The 20,257-nt window shown below is 63.6% G+C and carries 17 protein-coding genes and 1 pseudogene; 7 read left to right on the top strand and 11 right to left on the bottom strand.

What is annotated here, in order from left to right; all coding sequences use genetic code 11:
* Nucleotides 1–257: 257 nt before the first annotated feature.
* Nucleotides 258–1,631, top strand: a complete 1,374-nt coding sequence (locus FQ668_RS12910; RefSeq protein ID WP_019438974.1) for an MFS transporter — start codon at nucleotides 258–260, stop codon at nucleotides 1,629–1,631.
* 113 nt (nucleotides 1,632–1,744) lie between these two features.
* Here the strand turns inward: FQ668_RS12910 and FQ668_RS12905 are convergent, their stop codons facing one another.
* The 5 genes and pseudogenes from FQ668_RS12905 to FQ668_RS12885 all read right to left on the bottom strand — a co-directional run.
* Nucleotides 1,745–3,157 (bottom strand): DOPA decarboxylase, encoded by a 1,413-nt coding sequence (locus FQ668_RS12905; RefSeq protein WP_014591487.1) that lies wholly within the window; start codon nucleotides 3,155–3,157, stop codon nucleotides 1,745–1,747.
* Between the two features lie 149 nt (nucleotides 3,158–3,306).
* Complete coding sequence (locus tag FQ668_RS12900) at nucleotides 3,307–4,251, bottom strand: LysR family transcriptional regulator (protein WP_014591488.1); 945 nt, start codon at nucleotides 4,249–4,251, stop codon at nucleotides 3,307–3,309.
* Nucleotides 4,252–4,388: 137 nt separating this feature from the next.
* Entirely contained in the window at nucleotides 4,389–5,102 is a 714-nt protein-coding gene (locus tag FQ668_RS12895) for a YebC/PmpR family DNA-binding transcriptional regulator (protein WP_004575404.1), read from the bottom strand.
* Between the two features lie 97 nt (nucleotides 5,103–5,199).
* A complete protein-coding gene (locus FQ668_RS12890; RefSeq protein ID WP_014591489.1) occupies nucleotides 5,200–6,591 on the bottom strand; it encodes an FAD-dependent oxidoreductase in 1,392 nt (463 codons plus the stop codon).
* Nucleotides 6,592–6,671: 80 nt separating this feature from the next.
* A pseudogene (locus tag FQ668_RS12885) lies at nucleotides 6,672–7,922 on the bottom strand (MFS transporter); the annotation flags it as partial.
* 243 nt (nucleotides 7,923–8,165) lie between these two features.
* Here FQ668_RS12885 and FQ668_RS12880 point away from each other — a divergent pair.
* On the top strand, nucleotides 8,166–9,035 hold the full coding sequence (locus tag FQ668_RS12880; RefSeq protein WP_014591491.1) for a LysR substrate-binding domain-containing protein: 870 nt from the start codon (nucleotides 8,166–8,168) through the stop codon (nucleotides 9,033–9,035).
* A gap of 57 nt (nucleotides 9,036–9,092) precedes the next feature.
* Entirely contained in the window at nucleotides 9,093–9,464 is a 372-nt protein-coding gene (locus FQ668_RS12875; RefSeq protein ID WP_014591492.1) for a DUF2784 domain-containing protein, read from the top strand.
* On the opposite strand, the gene tam is transcribed toward FQ668_RS12875, so the two are convergent.
* Nucleotides 9,454–10,230 (bottom strand): trans-aconitate 2-methyltransferase, encoded by a 777-nt coding sequence (gene tam, locus FQ668_RS12870; protein ID WP_019438830.1) that lies wholly within the window; start codon nucleotides 10,228–10,230, stop codon nucleotides 9,454–9,456. The genes FQ668_RS12875 and tam overlap by 11 nt on opposite strands.
* A gap of 114 nt (nucleotides 10,231–10,344) precedes the next feature.
* Between tam and FQ668_RS12865 the strand changes: the two genes are divergently transcribed.
* Complete coding sequence (locus tag FQ668_RS12865) at nucleotides 10,345–10,524, top strand: hypothetical protein (protein WP_019438829.1); 180 nt, start codon at nucleotides 10,345–10,347, stop codon at nucleotides 10,522–10,524.
* A gap of 3 nt (nucleotides 10,525–10,527) precedes the next feature.
* On the opposite strand, the gene FQ668_RS12860 is transcribed toward FQ668_RS12865, so the two are convergent.
* On the bottom strand, nucleotides 10,528–11,940 hold the full coding sequence (locus FQ668_RS12860; protein ID WP_019438828.1) for an amino acid permease: 1,413 nt from the start codon (nucleotides 11,938–11,940) through the stop codon (nucleotides 10,528–10,530).
* A 324-nt stretch (nucleotides 11,941–12,264) separates the two neighbouring features.
* On the opposite strand from FQ668_RS12860, the gene FQ668_RS12855 reads away from it, so the two are divergent.
* Nucleotides 12,265–13,689, top strand: a complete 1,425-nt coding sequence (locus tag FQ668_RS12855; protein WP_019438827.1) for a PLP-dependent aminotransferase family protein — start codon at nucleotides 12,265–12,267, stop codon at nucleotides 13,687–13,689.
* 116 nt (nucleotides 13,690–13,805) lie between these two features.
* Here the strand turns inward: FQ668_RS12855 and FQ668_RS12850 are convergent, their stop codons facing one another.
* Genes FQ668_RS12850 through FQ668_RS12840 form a run of 3 tightly spaced genes read right to left on the bottom strand, consistent with a single transcriptional unit; the run spans nucleotide 13,806 to nucleotide 17,400 of the window.
* Nucleotides 13,806–14,828, bottom strand: coding sequence for a histone deacetylase family protein (locus FQ668_RS12850; protein WP_144180270.1), 1,023 nt, complete (start codon nucleotides 14,826–14,828; stop codon nucleotides 13,806–13,808).
* A complete protein-coding gene (locus FQ668_RS12845; RefSeq protein ID WP_014591498.1) occupies nucleotides 14,828–16,069 on the bottom strand; it encodes a Zn-dependent hydrolase in 1,242 nt (413 codons plus the stop codon). Before FQ668_RS12845 ends, FQ668_RS12850 begins: the two co-directional genes overlap by 1 nt.
* Nucleotides 16,070–16,095: 26 nt before the next feature.
* A complete protein-coding gene (locus FQ668_RS12840) occupies nucleotides 16,096–17,400 on the bottom strand; it encodes an MFS transporter (protein WP_014591499.1) in 1,305 nt (434 codons plus the stop codon).
* 273 nt (nucleotides 17,401–17,673) lie between these two features.
* On the opposite strand from FQ668_RS12840, the gene FQ668_RS12835 reads away from it, so the two are divergent.
* Both FQ668_RS12835 and FQ668_RS12830 read left to right on the top strand, forming a co-directional pair.
* Nucleotides 17,674–18,582 carry a LysR family transcriptional regulator gene (locus FQ668_RS12835; protein ID WP_019438826.1) on the top strand — a complete coding sequence of 303 codons (909 nt, stop codon included), beginning with the start codon at nucleotides 17,674–17,676 and terminating at the stop codon, nucleotides 18,580–18,582.
* 211 nt (nucleotides 18,583–18,793) lie between these two features.
* Complete coding sequence (locus FQ668_RS12830) at nucleotides 18,794–19,348, top strand: WYL domain-containing protein (protein ID WP_026031962.1); 555 nt, start codon at nucleotides 18,794–18,796, stop codon at nucleotides 19,346–19,348.
* A gap of 11 nt (nucleotides 19,349–19,359) precedes the next feature.
* On the opposite strand, the gene FQ668_RS12825 is transcribed toward FQ668_RS12830, so the two are convergent.
* Nucleotides 19,360–20,136, bottom strand: coding sequence for an SDR family oxidoreductase (locus FQ668_RS12825; RefSeq protein WP_010953470.1), 777 nt, complete (start codon nucleotides 20,134–20,136; stop codon nucleotides 19,360–19,362).
* Between the last annotated feature and the right edge of the window lie 121 nt (nucleotides 20,137–20,257).

The following is a 20,257-nucleotide window of genomic DNA, read 5'->3' as shown; positions in this document are numbered from 1 at the left end:
TGCCATTCGGGCAAACAAGCCCTGTCACAGTTTATGGCACGATCGATTATTCGCAGGTAAAGTCGTCGCTTCAATCTCTTTGTACGGAATGGTTAGTTTTGCGTTCGATTATCGCACAAAACCCGTTTTAGCGAATTGCTAGACCGCGGGCCCGTGGTCAACATGGACCACAGACGCAGGCACACCGACCGTTGCCTCCTGCCTTGGCATAACCTCTGGCGGAACCTGCGCAAACAACAATAACAACGGAGACAACGATGGCTCACTCCAGCTCGCAAGCAAAGAAAGCGACCGCCAGTGGATGGATAGGCTCGGCACTCGAGTACTACGACTTCTTCATCTACGCCCAGGCCGCTGCGCTGATTTTCCCGCAGATTTTCTTCCCTAACACCGACCCGAAAATGGCCATCATTGCCTCGTTGGCCACCTATGGCGTGGGCTACCTGGCACGCCCGATCGGCGCCTTCGTACTGGGCCACTGGGGTGACACCCGCGGTCGCAAGAACGTCCTGCTGCTGTGCATGTTCCTGATGGGCCTGTCGACCATGGCTGTCGGCCTGCTACCCACCTACCACGACATCGGCTACCTCGCACCGGCCTTGCTGGTGGTGTTGCGCCTGATCCAGGGCTTTGCCGTGGCCGGGGAAATTTCCGGTGCCAGTTCCATGATCATGGAGCACGCGCCGTTCGGCCGAAGAGGCTACTACGCCAGTTTCACCCTGCAAGGTGTGCAAGCGGGCCAGGTTCTGGCGGCGGCGGTATTCCTGCCACTGGCTTACTTCATGCCTAGCGAAGCCTTTACCGAATGGGGCTGGCGCATTCCGTTCCTGATGAGCGCAGTCGTGCTGATTGCCGGCTTCATCATCCGTAAGGAAGTGCACGAAACCCCAGCGTTCGTTCAAGAAGAGAAACAGGACAAGGTTGCCAAGTCGCCCATCAGCGAGGCCTTCCGCCACAGCTGGAAGCACATGGTGCTGGTGATGTTCATGGCCCTGATGAACGTGATCCCGGTCGTGGCCACCATCTTCGGTGCGGCCTACGCGGTGCAGCCGGCGTATGGCATCGGCTTCGACAAGAGCGTGTACCTGTGGATTCCGGTGGTCGGTAACATCGTCGCGGTGCTGGTGATCCCGTTCGTGGGCAACCTGTCGGACAAGATCGGCCGTCGCCCGACCATGATCGCTGGCTGCCTGGGCTCTGGCCTGCTGGCCTTCGTCTACCTGTATGCGATCAGCATCCAGAACGTGCCAATGGCATTCGCCGCCTCGATCGTCATGTGGGGCATGGTCTACCAGGGTTACAACGCGGTGTTCCCAAGCTTCTACCCAGAGCTGTTCCACACCCGCTACCGCGTTACGGCCATGGCCATCGCGCAGAACATCGGCACCATGCTGACCGCCATGCTGCCCGCGCTGTTCGCAATGGTTGCCCCACCCGGCTCGGACAACATTCCGCTGGTAGTCGGTGGGCTGGCCTTCTTCATCACCGGCGTGTGCGCCCTGGCGGCCTACATTGCCCCGGAAACCCACCGCCTGGCGATGGACGACCTGGGCAACCCGGACGCCAAGCCGATGGAAAAGGCAGCCTATGAAGCCAGCCGTAAAGGTAGCTTTCAGGCGGTGAGCCACTGATAGATTGCAGGGGCTGCTTTGCAGCCCCTTCGCGGGCAAGCCCGCTCACACAGGCACCGTACAGGCTTCAGCCCTGATGCGATGCTGTGAGAGCGGGCTTGCCCGCGAAGGCTTCAGCCTTTGATCACGTCCTGCAGACGTGCCCACAGCCGCTGCACATCCCCCCGCTCGGTCGGCAGCGCACCGATCGAAACCCGCACCATCCACCGCCCGTCCAGTGTAGCCGGCGTCACATAAGCATCGCCGGATGCATTCAGCCGCTCGGCCCAGCCCTTGGTATGCGCATCCAGCGCATCCCCTTCAAGCCCGGCCGGTCGATGGCGAATGCACAAGGTTTGCAGCTGTACTGGCGCCAGCACTTCCCACTCCGCCGCCGCCTCGACCTGCCCCGCCAGCCATTGGGCATTGTCCAGGTCACGCCGCAGTCGCGCCTGCAATGCGTCGACACCCTCGCTGCGCAACATGAACCACAGCTTCAACGCACGGAACCGACGGCCCAGCGGAATCCCCCAGTCGCGCAGGTTCTTCACCTCGCCATCCACCGCCGACTGCAGGTAGCTGGGATTGGTGCTCATTACCCGGATCAGGTGCTGTGGATCGCGCACGTAGTAGATTGAGCAATCGAACGCCACACCCAGCCATTTGTGCGCGTTGACCACCACCGAATCGGCCAGCTCTATGCCGTCCCACATCCAGCGGCACTCGGGCAGGATCATCGCCGACCCGGCCATGGCCGAGTCAACGTGCAACCACAGCCCATTGGCCTGGGCGATTTCACCGACCGGGCGCAGCGGGTCGAGGGCAGTGGTCGTCGTGGTGCCGGTGGTGGCAACCACGGCGCACGGCTGGTTTCCGGCAGCCAGGTCCTGTTCGATCGCCGCCTGCAGTGCCTCTGGGCGCAGGGCGTAGCGTTCGTCGGTGGGAATCAGGCGGATATTGTCGCGGCCAAAACCTGCCAGCAGTGCAGCCTTGTCCACCGAGCTGTGGGCGTGGGCGCTGACATACACGATCAAAGGCTTGGGCTCGGCCTGCAGGCCACCACGTACCAAGGCGTAGTCAGTGGCGCGTTCACGGGCGCTGATCAGCGCCACCAGGGTGCTGGTCGAGGCGGTGTCCTGGATCACGCCACTCCACTGGCCAGACAGGCCAAGCAACTGGCGCAGCCAGTCGAGGGTGGTTTCTTCCAGTTCGCTCAGGGCCGGGCTGGATTGCCATGACAGGCCCAGCACCCCAAGACCGGTGCTGAGGAAGTCCCCCAGCACCGAGGACAGGGTGCCATTGGAAGGGAAATAGCCATAGAAGTCCGGGTGCTGCCAATGGGACAGGCCGGGCATGACCCACTGGTTGACATCATCGAGGATAGCCTCGAAGGGTTCGCCTTGGCGGGGCGCGGTTTGCGGCAAGGCAGCCTTGAGGTAGCCAGGTTCGACCTGGGCCATGACCGGGCGTTCGCCGACGGTCTGACGGTAGTCGGCAATCAGGTCGATCAGTTGGTGGCCGTACTGGCGGAATTGTTCGGGGGTCACGCTAGCTCTCCTGGGAGTTATCCATTGCCTGTGCAGGCCCTTTCGCGGGTAAACCCGCTCCTACAGCCGCGAAGAAGCCGCACAATCAACACAATGCCCCAGTCTAGGCACCTATCCCCAGCCGAATAACCCCGCATCACGCATAGCTGCTATGGCAAACCCGCATGCCCACCCTGCACCCCGAACTGCGACTGGCGCCACAGCTCGAACACCCGGTTGCGCAACCAGCGGTGCTCGGCCGAAGCCTGCAGGCGCTGGTGCCACACCACCCAATAGCGCTGGCTGTGGTCGATGAAGCCCAGTGGTCGCCAGGCCAGGTCATGCAAACGGCTCAGCTGTCGGGCAATGTGCTCGGGGACCGTGGCCACCGCCTGACTGTTGGCAATCACTTGTACCGTGGCGCAGAAGAACGGCACTTCGAGGCTGACCCGCCGCTGCAGGCCTTGTGCACGCAAGTGCCGATCGATGAAGCTGTCCTTGTCGCCACCGCCCGAAATGCGCACATGCTTGTACGCCAGGTAGTCGGCCTGGCTGAGCGCGGCCTGCGCGGCCAGCGGGTGATCCTGGCGCATCAGGCATACCGCGCGGTCCTCACCCAACAGCCGTCCGTGCAGGTTGGGCGGCGACTCGTCGAACAAGGTAGTCGCCAGATCGATTTCTCCGCTGGCCAGCAAGGCGTACTGGCCGGCCTGCCAGGTGCGGTACTCCAGCGATACACCTGGCGCTTCGCGCTCCAGCGCCGCCACCAGCAGCGGCAGCATGTGCTCGGCCACATAGTCCGAAGCGGCCAGGCAGAACCGCCGCTCGCAACGCGCCGGGTCGAAGATGGCGGGCTGGCGCAGCGCGTGCAGTTCTTCGAGCACCTGGCGCAAAGGCTCGACCAGGGCTTCGGCGTGTTCGCTAAGCACGTAACCACGCCCTTGGCGCACCAGCAACGGATCATCGAAGGCTTCACGCAGGTGGGCCAACTGGCGGCTCAGGGCCGATTGGCTGACGCCCAGGCGCTCGGCCGCGTGGCTGAGGTTTTTAAGCTGCAACAGGTGGTCGAGGGTGCGCAGGTGGGCGAGGCTGAGGGAGGCGAAGGTGGGGTTCATGCAGGCTCCCTGCGGTGGAATTCAAAAGCCTATTCGCGGGCAAGCCCGCTCCCACAGGGTTCTCACATCGTTCAGCATCGTGAAAAACCTGCGGGAGCGGGCTTGCCCGCGAACAGGCCGCAACGCGGCCCCGACGATTACTCGGTCAGGCCAACATAGACGTTCTGCACGTCATCGTGCTCGTCGATCGCCTCGAGAAACGCTTCGACCTCGGCCAACGCTTCGGCACTCAGGCTGGCCGCGCTTACCGGGTTTTTAGGGGTGTAGCCGATTTTCGCCGCGGTTACGGTGAAACCATGCTCCGGCAGGGCCTTCTGCACCGCGTCCAGGTCGGTGGTGTCGGTAATGAACAGGGTCGAGCCCTCTTCTTCACCTTCCTCGAAGTCCTGGGCACCGGCTTCGATCGCGGCCATTTCCGGATCAGCGTCAGCGCTCGCAGGCGTGGCTTCGATCAGGCCTACATGGTTGAAGTCCCACGCTACCGAACCGCTGGCACCGAGCTGGCCCTTGCGGAACAGCACGCGGATCTGCGCGACGGTGCGGTTGATGTTGTCGGTCAGGCACTCGACGATCAGCGGCACCTGGTGCGGAGCGAAACCTTCATAGCTCACCGCATGGTATTGCACGGCATCACCGTCCAGGCCTGCGCCCTTGCGGATTGCCCGATCCAGGGTCTCGCGGGTCATCGAAGCCTTCTTGGCTTGCACGATGGCCAGGCGCAGGCGCGGGTTCATGTCGGGATCGGCACCCGACTTGGCAGCGATCTGGATTTCCTTGGACAGCTTGCCCATGATCTTGCCTTTGGCATTGGCCGCTGTTTCTCTATGTTTGGCTTTCCACTGTGCGCCCATGTCGACTCTCTTGTTTCAGCGGCCGGTTCAGGAAGCGACCGGCCAAAAGTGGGTGCATTTTATACGCCCTCGAGCATGGGATCGACAAGAAATCTCATCAGCCTTTATCGGCTTTGCCCGCCGCCGCGGCAAACCGCGCCAACCGCACATCCAGCCTTCGTGGGCGCACACCACGATCTTCGGCCTGCTCCTTGCGGCGAATGGCATTGCGCACCACCAGCGAGCCCAGGTAGCGGATCGGCTCGGGCGGGAACAGCCCCAGCGGGCCTTTGACCAGCGGCGACCGGGTCCACGGGTTGTCCAGCCCCAGCGCCAGCGACGAAAGAATCTGCCCGCCCATGTGGCACGGGCCAACACCGCTGCCGGAGTAACCAAAGCCATAGAACACGTTGCCCTGCCCGTCCAACCGCCCAAAGAACGGCAGGCCGGTCACCGAGCGATCGGACGGCCCGTTCCAGCTGGCCGCCAGTGGCACCTCGGCCAAGGCCGGGAAAAAGCCGCCAAGGCTTTCGCGCAGCAAACGCCGATACGGCGACGGCTGGTCGAACACCGGCAACATGCGCCCGCCATAGGCAAACGTGTTGCCGCCCTTGCCGAGCATCAGCCGGCCATCGGAGGTGTTGTGGTAGTAGTGCACGAAAATACGCGAGTCGAGCACGCTGATGCCGCTGTCCAGGCCGATCTGGCGCAGTAGCTCGGGGCACGGTTCGGTAATGACCATGTCGCTGGAAACGATCGCCACACTGCGCTCGAACTGCGGGAAGACGCGCGCCATCCAGGCATTGAGGCCCAGCACTACACGGTCGGCGCGCAGCGTGCCGTGGGCCGTGCGTACCTGCACCGGGGCGCCGTGTTCCAGGCCGGTCATGGCGGTGCCTTCGTAGAGGCGCACGCCGCGCTGCAAGGCCACGCGGCGCAGGCCGCGCACCAGTTTGCCAGGCTGCACGGTGGCGGCGGCCGGCGAGAACCAGCCCTCCAGGTGCCGTGCCGAACCGGCCAGGCGCTGCACCTGCTCCAGCGGCAAGCGGCGGAACGAGTTGATGCCCTTGTGCTCCAACGCGGCGATCACCGCGTCGGTGGCACCGACCTGCGCTGCGTTGGTGGCCGTGTACAGCGTGCCGTCCAGGCGGAAGTCGCAGTCGATGCCATTGGCCGCGCAGAACACACCGATGTCTGCGATGCTGCGCTCCGACTCGCGCACCAGCCGCACCGCCTCCGCCGCCCCGAACAGGCGTTCGAGGGTGAAGTACTTGGCCGACCAGGACAACGCACACCCCCCATTGCGGCCGCTGGCACCGGCACCACAGATGTCGGCCTCGATCAGCACCACATCCAGGGCCGGTACCGCTTCCTTGAGCATCAGTGCCGTCCACAGGCCGGTGTAGCCGCCGCCGACAATGCACACATCGCAACGGGTATCGCCTTGCAGCGGCGGGCATACCGCCTCCTGCGCCGAATCCAGGGCCTGTTGCAGCCAGAAGGGTCTCATTCGCTCGCTTTCCTTTAAGTACGCAGTGGCTTGATTGCCATGCTGGTGTTCGGTGCCACGTCGGTGCCTTGCGCGCTGCTGGCCGGGCGGCTGTTCCAGTGCGGCAGCAACACCAGCGCCGAGAACAGCGCACAGCCTGCGAACACGATGAACACCGTGACGCCGTCGAAGTAACCCGGCAGCAGCCCACCCAGCACCGCGCCCACCGAGCCACAGCCATTGACAAAACCTGCTGCGGTGGCGCCGGCCTTGGCGGTGCCGAAGTCGATGGCTGCAGCGCCGCTGATCATCGAGTCCGGCCCGTACAGGGTCAGGCCCATGACGAACAGCAGGGCCACCACCAGCAGCACGCTGCCGGTGTGCATGGCCGCCATGAACAACGCCAGTGTCACGGTCAGCAGCACCAGGCTGATCACGCAGGCCGGCATGCGTCGGGCGCCAAACAGTTTGTCCGAGGCCAGGCCGATCATGATCGGGCCAAGCAGCCCGGCCAGTTCGAAAGCAGTCGGGATGATTGCCGCGCCCACTTTGCCCACCGAGGGCATCTGCTCGAAGACGATCACAGGGCCCCACAGCAAGATGGCGTAGCGCGCCGGCTTCAGCAGGAAGTACGCCAGGCCCAGGGTCAACACCGTGCGGTTGCGCAGGATCTCCCGCAGGGGTGCCCATACGCTGCACAGGCTGCCGGCCGGGGCCATGCTTTGCGGCTCGGGCTCAACCGCTGGCAAGCCGACGTCCTCGGGTTTGTTGCGCTGCAGGAAGAAGAACAGCACCGCCACCAGCGCCACCACTGCCGCGCTTGAGAAGAACGCCGCATGCCAGTTGCCCACCAGGGTGTAGGCCCACCAGCCCGCGAACGGCGAGGCCACCAGGCCGCCGAAGGCATAGCAGGAACTCCACAGGCCCAGCACCCGCCCGCGCTGCGAAGCCGGGAAGAAGCTGCCGATGTTCTTGCACAAGCCGGCCCAGCCGGTGGATTGCGCCAGGCCCTGTACCAGCATGCAGGTAGCAAAGATCGGGAAGGTTGCGTAACTGCCCATCACGACTGCCGCCGCCGCAGAAATCAACAACCCGCCCAGCACCACCACGCGCGGGCCGAAGCGGTCGGCAAGCATGCCCCAGGTGAATTGGCCCACGGCATAGGCGGCCAGGTAGATGGCATCCAGGTTGGCCATGGCGGCCTTGTCGAGCATGAAACCTGGGTCTTCGGCGATGCCCAGCTTGGCCACCGAGAAGGCTTTGCGGGTGAAGTAGAAGGCGGCGTAAGCCAGCCAGGTGATGGCGAAAATCTGAATGCGCCAGCGTTTGAACGCGGCTAGGGATTGGTTCATGTAAGTCTGACCTCTTGCTCAAGTGTGCCGGCAGAATGTGAAGAAACGCCTGTCTTGTTCTTGTGTTACGCACAGCGATGACGAGGCTGTCATCGGGTCAGGTGGCGCCGTGTGAGCGCCATGGCCCTGGCGGCATTCGTGGTGCCAGCGTCGGGCTGAAATCTATGGAAACAGTTGCTGTAAGATAAATAAAATCGATTTATCGTATTACACACATAAGCCCAGCTTGTTACTGAGGTTGTCATGTCGGTTTCCCACGCTCAACTCAAGGCTTTCCACGCGGTGGCCGTGCACGGCAGCTTTACCCGCGCCGCCGAAAAGCTGTTTCTTACCCAGCCTGCGGTGTCCGACCAGGTGCGCAAACTGGAGGAGCGCTTCGGTGTATTACTGTTCCACCGCAACAAACGCTCGGTGCAGCTCACCGACCTTGGCGAGCGGCTGCTGGGCATCAGCCAGCGCCTGTTCGCCTGCGAGGCCGAAGCCCAGGAGCTGTTGCACGACTCGCGTGCGCTGCACACCGGCAGCCTGGTGCTGGCAGTGGATGCGCCGGTGCACGTGCTGCCGCAGATCGCCCGCTTCTGCCAGCGCTATCCGGGTATCCAGGTGAAGATCGAAACCGGCAATACCGACGAATCGCTGGCGCGGCTGTTCAGCTATCAGGCCGACCTGGCCCTGCTGGGGCGGGATGTCGACGATGAGCGCCTGCATTGCCTGCCGCTGCGTCGTGACCCGATGGTGGCGTTCGTTTCCCACCACCACCCATGGGCCAGCCGTGGCTCGATCTGCCTGGCCGACCTCGATGACATGCCGCTGGTGCTGCGCGAGCCCGGTTCGGTGACGCGGCAGACGCTGGAGGAAGAGATGCAACGTGCCGGGCTGCGGATACGCGCAGCGATCCAGGTGGAAGGCCGGGAAGCGGCGCGTGAAGCGGTGGTGGTAGGGATTGGTGTGGGCGTGGTGTCGGCGGCGGAGTTCGGTGCCGATGCGCGGGTGTGTGCGTTGCCGATTGTCGATTGCCAGCGGCATTTGACCGAGACCCTGGTGTGCCTGAGCGAGCAGCGTACGCGCCGGGTGGTGGCGACTTTCCTGCAGATGGTCGAGGAAGGGGTGTAGGCCAGATCAGGCAACCCAACTATGCTGGGATAACCCCAATCCCCGGGCCCCCACCCCATGCTCTACCGCCTTGCCGCCGACACCCTGGTGCTGCTGCACCTGGCCTTCATCCTGCTGGTGCTGTTCGGCGGCCTGCTGGTGCTGCGCTGGCGCCCTGCCCTGTTGCTGCACCTGCCGGTCCTGGCCTGGGGCCTGGCGGTGGAGTGTCTGCACCTTGGCTGCCCGCTCACCACCTGGGAAAACCGCATGCGCAATGCCGCCGGTGACGCAGGTTACCAGGGCAGCTTCGTCGAGCACTACGTCTGGCCAATGATCTACCCCGCCGGCCTGACCCCGCAGATCCAGCTGCTGCTGGGCACCCTCGTGCTAGTGCTGAACCTTGGCATCTACAGCTACGTGGCCTGGCGCTGGCGCCGCCCTAGCGGGTAGCGATCACGAACAACCGCGGGAAGGGCAACAGGACCTTGCCATCAGAGGCCGGCGGATAGTCGCGCTGCATGGCCTGCAGGTACATCTGCAGGAAGTCGGCCTGCTCCTGCTCATCAAGCCTGGCCAGATAAGGCCGCAACGCCGAGCCCTTGAACCATTCCACTACCGCTTCGGCGCCCCCCACCAACGGGTGATGATAGGTGGTGCGCCACACGTCCACCCGCGCGCACAGCGGGCTGAGCAAGTCGTAGTAGAACGCCGCGTTGTGCCGTGGCGGCAGCTGCAAGTCGGCGAATTTCGCCGCCCAGGGGCCTTGGCTTGCGATCTCGCGCAACTGCCGGTGGGCCGGCTCGTCGAGGTTGTCCGGGGTCTGCACGGCCAGGCTGGCGCCTTCGCTGAGCTGGCGCACCAGGTGCGGATACAGCAAGGCGTGGTCAGGCACCCATTGCAGCGAGGCATTGGCCAGGATCAGGTCCTGCGGCTCGGGGGCAGTCCAGCCGGCAATGTCGGCAATCACCGTGCGCACACGCGGAATGCACAGCCGCTTGCGCTCACGGGCCTTGTCGATCATGTCCGGGTCGCTGTCCAGCGCCGTCACCTGGGCATCGGGGTAACGTTGCAGCAGCACTTCGGTCGAATTACCGGGGCCGCACCCCAGGTCGGTGGCGTGGCGCACCGGCCGTGGCGGGATGGCGGCAATCAGGTCGCGTACGGCGCGTGTGCGTTCGTCTTCGAACAGGGAATACTGGTTGGCGGACCAGGCCATGTGCGGCTCCTTTGGGCGGGCAATGTGCCTAGCATATGCCATCTGTCGCCCGGCGGGACGGTTGCGAACGGATTACCCCGGAACTGATCACCTGTGCTTGAAGTCAGTCCTTGCATGCACACGCCTGTGAAGACCTACATCGCCCTCGCCATCCTGGCCCTGATCGCTGCGGCCGCCCTGCTCGGCTCACCGTGGATGAACCAGCGTTTCCACATGCCCGCAGAAAAAGCCCAGGCCCAACAACGCGAAACGGCCGGGTCCCCAAGGGAGCCGGCCGTTTCCAGACGCGAGTGACGCTTAGTGCTGCTTGCTACCAGAGCGGATCTGGTGCACCACACCCATCACCACCACGACCGCCGCAGCGATACCGGTGGAAATGACCAGGATCTGGTAGTCAGGCATGAAGGCCATGGTGACCAGAGCAGCCACGATGAACGCGATCACCAGGTAGGTCAGCCACGGGAACAGCCACATCTTCAGGCGTACTTCCTTGCCCTCGGCAATCAGCTTGCGGCGCATGCGCAGCTGCGAGAAGGCGATGACTAGGTACACCAGCAGGGCGATCATGCCGGTGGTGTTCATCAGGGTGTCCAGCACGTCTTTCGGGCGCAGGGTCTCGCTGAAGTTGATCAATGCACACACCACGGCCACGGCGCACGAACCCATGATCGCGTACACCGGTACACCGGTACCGGCGCGGGTGATCTTGAAGAACGACGGCGCGTCGCCACGCTGGGCCAGGGAGAACAGCATGCGCGATGCGGTGTAGTGGCCAGAGATCAGGCAGCTGCTCACGGAAGTCAGCACCACGAAGTTCATCAACAGCTCGGCATACGGCACGCCCAGCAGCTCCAGGGTACGGCGATAAGCGCCATAGCCAGAAACACCCAGGTGCGGGTCGTTCCACGGTACCAGGCAGACGATCAGGAAGATCGAGCCGACGTAGAACAGGCACACACGCCAGACCACCGAGTTGGTCGCCTTGACGATCTGCGCAGCCGGGTCCTTGGCTTCGGAGGCCGCGATGGTAACGATTTCGGCGCCGAGGAAGGCGAACATCACCCCGAGCAAGGCACCGATTACAGTGGTGATGCCATTGGGCATGAAGCCTTCGGCGGTGAGGTGGCTGATGCCACGCACTTCACCGAACTGCCAGATGTTCATCACGGCAGCCGTACACACGATCAGGAAGCAGACGATCGCAATCACCTTGATCAAGGCGAACCAGAACTCGAACTCACCGTAGTGCTTGACGTTGAAGAAGTTGACGGTGATCAGCAACAAGGTCGTGGCCAGCACGAACACGTTGACGCTGACGTCGGGGAAGAAGCCATGCAGGATCTTGCCCGCCACATAGGCTTCCCAGGCCATGAGGATGACCCAGTACCACCAGTACAGCCAGCCGATGGTAAAACCGGCCCAACGGCCAATGGCGCGGTCGGCGTAGGTCGAGAACGAGCCGGTGTCAGGCGAGGAAGTCGCCATTTCACCCAGCATGCGCATGATCAGCACCACCAGGATGCCGCCTGCCAGGTAGGCCAGGACAGCGGCTGGGCCGGCGCTGTGGATCACGCTGCCGGAACCGACGAACAAGGCGCCGCCGATAACCCCGGCGATCGACATCATCGTCAGGTGGCGCGACTTCAGCGAGGCACTGAGCTTGCTCTCGTGCCCGCTTTTCGCGGTGGTGGTTGTGGATGTTGCGTCCATCAGTTGTGTACCCCGTGCTTCTTCTTATCCAAGGAAAACTGTGAAATCCCGATGGCTGGCGATTTCACCTGTACATCAGTGCTAATGCGGGCAGGATGGTGTGAATTACACACGCAGGCCTTCCATGGCGGCCTGCTGACGCGCCCCAGGGCGACTGCCTGAGGCGAACTGAACATGCTTTATGTGGCGATATCCGACACCTAATGTAAAAATGTCCGACGCAGAGAGCCATGCACAGTGGCATGAATCTCGCACTGCACTGTATAGGTCGCCCATGCAGTACACCCTGCAGACGCCAGGCGATACGCACCCTGAAGGCCCCGAATGTTCGAATTACATCCAGACTCCTCTACCCCGCTGGTCAACCAGATCATCGATGGGCTGCGCGAGCTGATCGACAACCAAACCCTCAAGCCAGGCGCCAAGGTCCCGTCGATCCGCGCCTTTGCCGCCAGCTATTCGGTGAGTACCTTCACCGTGGTCGAGGCCTACGACCGCCTGGTCGCCCAAGGGCTGCTGGTGAGCCGTGGCAATGCGGGGTTCTTCGTCAACCGTGCGGCGGGCGAACTGCTGGAGCAGCACAACACCGAGGCCGACACCAGTCGACCAACGTTCAACTCCGAGTGGTACTTGCAGCAGATTTTCGAAATCCGCCAGTTGCCGTACAAACCAGGGTGCGGCTGGCTGCCCAACGACTGGATGTACGAAGACGGCCTGCGCCGCGGCCTGCGCCAGGTGGCGGGTAGCCCGCTGGAGTTGTCGGGGTACGGCGACCCCATGGGCCTGATGGAGCTGCGTGCGCTGACCGCACAGAACCTGCAACAAGAGCTGTCGATCGTCGCCAACCCGGCACAGCTGATGCTCACCCACGGCGCCAGCCAGGCCCTGGACCTGGCCGCACGCACACTGGTGCGCCCGGGCGATGTGGTGCTGGTGGACGACCCCGGCTACCCGAACCTCATGAGCATCCTGCGCACCCAAGGCGCAACCCTGGTAGGCGTGCCACGTACACCGGCCGGCTACGACCTGAACCAGCTGGAGCAATTGCTCACCCACCATCGCCCGACGGCGTTCTTCACCCAGCCGCACCTGCACAGCCCGACGTGCTCGCGCACCCCGCTGCCGCAGTTGCACCGCCTGCTGCAGCTTGCCAGCCAGCATAGCTTCCGCCTGGTGGAGAACAACCTGTACGCCGACATGGTCGCCGAGCCGCAGCCATGCCTGGCCAGCCTCGACCATCTGCAGCAGGTGGTGTACGTGGGCAGCTATTCCAAGAGCATTTCGCCCAACGTGCGGGTCGGCTACATGCTGGCCAACCCCGAGCTGATGCAAAAACTGCTGCACCTGAAGATGCGCTCAGGCCTGACCACCTCGCAGGTGATGGAGCGCGTGGTGTATGCGGCGATCATCGACGGGCGCTGGCGCAAGCACCTCAAGCGCCTGCGCCAGCGCCTGGCCGAGGCGCATCAGGAAGTTGGCCGGCATCTGCATCGATTGGGCTTCGAACTGTTCACCGAATCGGATGAAGGCATGTACATCTGGACCCGCCACCCGGCGATTCCCGACAGTGCCGCGTTGCTGGACGATGCGCTGGAGAAAGGCATCATGCTCGGCCCTGGGCAGTTGTTCATGGTCGACGCCAAGGCGACCGGGTGGATGCGGTTCAACGTGGCGTTCAGTACGGATCCGGCGATGTGGGAGTTGTTGGAGAAGGTGTTGGTGAAGCACGTGCGGCGGGGTGGGATGTAGGGGGTGTCGACCCCGATCGATGGAGGGCAAAAACTCGAAAGCCGCAAAGCGCCCATGGGAATGGGTTCACACGCGAAAAGGCCGGCAGCCAAACCACCGATGCCGGCCTCTGGCACTTATCGCCAGTCCGCCTGTTCAGCAAAGAACGCCTGCGCATTCACCTCCAGGCTCTCCAGGTGATAGCCCCCCTCCTGGACAATCAGGCAAGGCAAGCGCAACGCCCGAATTCGCTCACCCAACGCAGCGAACCCTTCAGTGGTCACAGCCACCTTGCTCTGCGGGTCCAGTTCGTAGATATCGAACCCCAGCGACAGCACCAGTACCTCGGCACCAAAGTCCGTCACTGCAGACAGCGCAACCTCCAGCTGCCCCATGAAGTCCGCCTCGCTCGCCCCATGCGCCATCGGCAGGTTGAGGTTGTACCCCTCCCCATCACCCCGGCCACGCTCGTCCGCGAACCCGGCCACGCCCGGGTAGAAGTTGGTCGGGTCGCCATGGGTCGACACATACAGCACATCACGGCGATCGTAGAAGATCTCCTGAATCCCTTGTCCATGGTGCATGTCGGTATCGAGGATCGCTACACGGTTGTAGCGGCTGCGCAGGGCCTGGGCGGCCACGGCGGCGTTGTTGATGTAGCAGAAGCCGCCAGCGGCATCGAACCGCGCATGGTGCCCCGGTGGTCGGCACAAGGCATAGGCGGCGGGCTCCCCGTCGAGGATGGCCTTGGCCGCTGCAACCGCGCTTTGCGCCGACCAATAGGCCGAGTGCCAGGTGTGTTCGCCCACCGGGCAGCTACCGTCTGCCAGGTAGCGGCCGGCCTGGGCGAGGATGCCGCGCAGAGCGTTGGGCTCACGCACGAAAATGTTGGACATGACCTCGTCACCCCAGTCTTCGGGCACTTCTTTCCAACGTGCATGGGCCTCTTCGAGAAAGGCCAGGTAGGCCTCACCATGCACGGCCTTTAGCGGTTCAAGGCCGGCATCGTCGGGCTGGCGGATGTCGAAACCCAGGTCTTTGGCCGCCTTCAGCAGGCGCTGGGCGCGCTCGGGGACTTCCTGCGGGGTGCGCATGGCGCCGCGCGAGTAGTAACTGCGTGGGTGGTGCAGCAGTTGTTCGGGGTGGAAGTAGCAACGCATCAGCCTTCTCCTTGTTCGACACGGCCCGCACGGGCCAACACGGCGTTCAGCAGCACATCGGCACCCTGTCGGGCATCGTCGGGTAATACGTCTTCGGCTTCGTTGTGGCTCAGGCCGCCGACGCAGGGGATGAACACCATGGCCGTCGGGCAGTATCGGGCCAGCAGGATGGCATCGTGACCGGCACCGCTGACGATTGATTGCTGGGCGTAGCCCAGTTCGTCCACCGCCTGCTGCACGGCAGCCACACATGCAGGGTCGAACGGCGTGGCCGGGCTGACCCAGTGGCGTTCGATGCGTACCTGCAGGCCGCGCTGGCTGGCAATGATTTGCAGCTTCAGGCTCAGGTCGCGCTCCATGGCTTCGATGGCTTCATCGCAGTGGTGGCGTAAGTCGACCGTAAAGCGCAGCAGGCCAGGAATGGTGTTGCGCGAGGACTTGGCAATCGACAACTCGCCCACGGTGGTCAGCCCTTCGGGTGCGAAGTCCGCTGCCAACTGCTCGACCGCCTGGATCATCCGCGCCGCGCCATACAGGGCATCCTTGCGCAGGGGCATCGGTGTCGTACCCGCGTGGGCCGCCATGCCTTCGACCGTGACGTCCAGCCAGCGAATCGCTTGCCCGCCGCTGACGACACCTATGGCCTTGGCGTTGTCTTCAAGGATCGGACCTTGCTCAATATGCGCTTCGAAATAGGCATCCACCGGGCCACCTAAAGGGCGCTGGCCGGCGAAGCCCGTTCGCTGCAGTTCGTCGGCGACGCTGAGGCCATCGGCATCGCGGATAGCCAGCGCTTCGGCCAGCGCGAGGCTGCCCGTGAACACTGCCGAGCCAAACATGGCCGGCGTGAAGCGCGCGCCCTCCTCGTTCGTCCACACGGCAATTTCCAGCGGCTTGCGAGTGTGGATGTTCAGCTCGTTGAGGCGGCGCACCACTTCAAGCCCGGCCAGCACGCCATAGACACCGTCGAAACGACCGCCTTCGGGCTGAGTGTCGAGATGGCTGCCCATCATTACCGGTGCGGCATTCGGGTCACTACCTGGACGACGGGCGAACAGGTTGCCTATGGCATCCACCGTCAGCGTCAGGCCGGCTTCGCGGCACCAGTGGCTGAACAGTTCACGGCCCGCCTTGTCCTCGTCGCTGAGCGCCAGGCGGCAGCTACCGCCGCGGGCGGTGGCGCCGATTTCGGCCATGGCTATCAGGCTCGCCCACAGGCGTTCGCCATTGCTTTTCAACATGTGCGGGTACTCCAGAGTCGATCGGATCAGGCCAGTTCCAGGTGCTGGCTACGGGCGTACTGGCGCGCCAGGGCAAGCACGCAGACCAGCGAAAGGGTGGCGATCAAGGTGTAGAACACTGCCATCGGCCACCACTGGCCACTAAAGGTGTGGGCCAACCAGGTGCCGATCAGCGGGGTCAGGCCGCCGGCAAGGGCGCCGCAGATCTGGTAAGCCAGGGAAATGGCGGTGTAGCGCACGCGGGTTTCGAACATGCCGCTGACGTAGCCGGCGATCACCGCGTAGAAAGAGGCCATGCAGGCAGCGGCCAAGGCGATGCCTAGCACAATCAGGGGCCCGTGGCCCGAGCTCACCAGCACAAACATTGGGTAGGGCGAGGCCATCGCCAGCAGGGCGACCAGGGCCAGGAAGCGAGTTGCACCAATCTTCTCCGACAGCCAGGCCGCCAGGGGCTGCACACAGAACTGGATGATTGCCACGAAGAACAGGCATTCCAGAATCAACGAGCGCTCCAGGTGCAATTGCTGGGTGGTGTAACTGATCATGAAGGTATTGGTGAAGTAGACCCCGGCAATGCCCAGGGTATTGGCGCCGATACACAGCAACAGCGGGCGCCAGGCGGTGCGCAGCACCTCGAGGGCCGGAGCCTGCTCCTTGCACCTGGCCTTTTCTGCCTGCTCGCGGCTGGCCATGAACTCAGGCGACTCATTCACGCCCAGGCGAATAGCCAGCCCCACCAGTAGCAGCAGTGCGCTGGCCAGGAACGGCACGCGCCAGCCCCAGCTCATCAGCGCCTCTTCAGGCAGTCGGGTGACCGCACCAAACGCCAGCAGCGACAGGATAAGGCCCGCCGGGCTACCCAACTGGGCGAACGACGCGAAGAAGTTGCGGCGGCCCTTGGGCGCATGCTCGCCGGCCATCAGTACCGCCCCGCCCCACTCGCCGCCCACGGCAATCCCCTGGACGATGCGCAGCAGGATCAACAGCACCGGCGCGGCCGCGCCGATTTGTGCGTAAGTCGGCAGCAGACCGATGCAGACAGTGACGATGCCCATCATCAGCAGGGTGATGACCAACGACTTCTTGCGACCGATACGGTCGCCCACGTGACCGAAGATGATGCCGCCAAGCGGCCGGGCGAAGAAGCCCACGGCGAAGGTACCGAACGCGGCCATGGTGCTGAACAGGCTGTCGTCGGAGGGGAAGAACAAGGCACCGAAGACGAGCGCGGCGGCGGTGGCGTAGATGTAGAAATCGTACCACTCGATCATGGTGCCGATGAATGCGGCGGCGGCGGCACGACGCGGTTGAGCGGAAGCGGTCGGCTTCATGGGGGCTCCTTTGCTTGTTGTTCTGGCAGGAGTTGCAAGGGTCACGGGGCGCTCTGCTGGCGCTTGGCCTGTTGACTCGATGGTGCCTTTTCAGCGGGACAACCCGCTTCCACAGCGTCTGCGCGATCACTGCAGGCGGGGATTCACCCGCGAAGAGGGCCAACGTCGATGCAACAGGTTTCGATGACTGCGATTTATCGGCCGGAGGCTATGATTAGTCAATTTTCTATTTATTATGCGCACTATTAGCCATGCTTATCATCGAGCCCTGCCATGCCTGACCGCTTGCTCAACGACCGCCTCGACTGGAACCTGCTGCGCACCTTCCGGGTCATCGGCCAGGAGCTGTCCATCAGCCGTGCCGCCGCCCGCCTGCACCTCACCCAGCCGGCAGTGAGTCAGGCGCTCAAACGCCTTGAAGAGCAGCTTGGCCGCCAGCTCATTGCCCGTCGCGGACCGCGCTTCGTATTGACAGAAATGGGCGAGCAGCTGTTCCAGCTGGCTGGCGAGGTGTACGGGCAGATGTCGCAGATCGGCGGCTTGCTGGAACAACCGGCGGACGAGCTGGTGGGCAAAGTGCGCCTGCTGATGATCAGTCGCATCGTCAGCGAACGTTTCGATGACTTCCTGGCCAACCTCCATCGCCAGCACCCAAGGGTCGAGCTGGAAATCGACGTGATGCGCAGCTCCGATATCGTCGCCGCCCTGCAGGAGAAAACCGCTACAGCGGGCCTCAGCCTCAACCGGCGTGCACAGCCACGGCTGGAGCAGCGGCTGTTTCTGCGCCAACGATATGCATTCTTCTGTGGCAAGCACCATGCCTTGTTCGGCCAGGCCGAAGGCGATTTACAGCGGGAGAACTTTGTCAGTTTCACCAGCGACCAAATTGGCGGCATGTTGTCGCCGCTGACCATTTTCCGCGACCAACAAGGGTTTGCCGGGCGCATCGTGGCGTCATCGCCAAGCCTTGAGGAAGTGCGCCGACTGGTGATTGCCGGGTTTGGCATCGGCTGCCTGCCCGAACATGTGGTGGCACCGGATGTTGGGGCGGGCTTGCTTTGGAAGCTGTCGCCGCACGAAGGGATTGCCGATGTGGACATTCACCTGCTGTGGAACAGAGAGCAGCGATTCAGCCGGGCGGAGGAGATGTTTATCGAGGCGTTGCAGCGGGTCATCACCTGACGCGCTGAGCCGCTCGATAGGCCGCTCAGCATTCGCGCTTGCCAACTGATTACCACTACCACAACGACACGCTCGTCGTTGACTTGGCGGCGCACCACTTGCCCGAGGCCTTACGCCACAACTTGGATCCCATCTTGTGACGGAGTATGCTAGGCAATAGCTAAACGCCACTACCCAGGCAGGCTCAGTGCCTGCTTTCAAGGACGAGCCTTTGCCCAGCCACCCGACCCGCCACACCATCGCCCGCCAGTGGCAACTGCTCAAGTTGCTGCCCGGCCGCCACCCGGGAATGAGCTCCACCCAGTTGCAGGCTGCCCTGACAACCGTGGGCCATACCACCAGCAAACGCACCGTCGAGCGCGACCTGGTCGAGCTCGCCGCACTGTTCCCGCTTCAGTGCAACAGTAAAGGCATGCCTTATGGCTGGTACTGGCAACCGGGCTTGAGCTTGGGCGAAGCGCAGCAGCTGCAACCCGACGCACTTGCCCCCCCGACACACGTCGTACTGTATGCCTGGGTCGATGACGCGCTGGCCCGCCGCCTGGAGCAATCACCCCTGTCCGTCGATATGCAACTGACGCCCCAGGCTGGCGGCGGCGCCGCGCTGGTGGCCACCGTCGACGACAACCGCGCGCTGATGGGCTGGCTGCTGTCCCAGGCGGGGTCGATCCGCATCCAGGCGCCGCAGGCGCTGCGCACGGCCATGATTGAACAATTGCGCCAGAGCCTGGCGCTGCATGAGGGCGAAGGCGGCTGCAAGCAATAGCGCCAACGGCGTCAGTAGGTTCCCGGATACGCCCCGCCATCGATCAGCAGGTTCTGCCCGGTGATGTAGCCGGCATGCGCGCTGCACAGAAATGCGCAATACGCGCCAAACTCCGCGGCATCGCCAAAACGCGACGCCGGAATGGCCTTGCGCCGCGCCTGGGCAGTGACTTCCACATCACCACCCGCAGCCTTCAAGGTCTTTTGCAGACGCGCCGTGTCGAACGCCCCAGGCAACAGGTTGTTGAGTGTCACATTGCAGCCCGCCAAACGCTGCTGCCGGGCCAGGCCGGCAATGAATCCGGTCAGGCCACTGCGGGCACCGTTGGATAAACCCAGCATGTCGATCGGTGCCTTCACCGCGCCGGAGGTGATGTTCACCACCCGGCCAAAACCACGCTCGGCCATGCCATCTACCACCGCCTTGATCAGCTCGATGGGCGTGAGCATGTTGGCGTCCAGCGCCTTCAGCCAGTCATCACGCCCCCAATCACGGAAGTCCCCCGGTGGCGGGCCACCGGCGTTGTTGACCAGAATGTCGACCTGCGGGCAGGCCGCCAACAGCGCCTGGCGCACCTTGGGATCGGCAACATCCCCTGCCACGGTATGGACCTCGATGCCCGGGCAGGCCCTGCGCAACTCGCTGGCGGTCTGCTCCAGGGTGGCTTGGGTACGGGCATTGATGACCAGGTTGACGCCTTCTTTGCCCAACGCTTCGGCGCAGCCTTTGCCAAGGCCTTGACTGGCCGCGCAGACGATGGCCCAGCGGCCGGTGATGCCTAGATCCATTGGTTTACTCCTTGATGCAATCAGGGTGACAGGGTGACTGACAGGCGCTGCCGGGGCAATCTAGAGGACAGGACAGGGCCACCGATAATGAAAAGAACTGATCCACCGATAACCGCCGCTT

It is taken from the genome of Pseudomonas sp. Kh14 (assembly GCF_900291005.1).
Lineage (GTDB): Bacteria > Pseudomonadota > Gammaproteobacteria > Pseudomonadales > Pseudomonadaceae > Aquipseudomonas > Aquipseudomonas alloputida.
The sequence above is the reverse complement of the archived record's forward strand: the minus strand, read 5'-3'. Positions and strand labels throughout refer to the sequence as shown.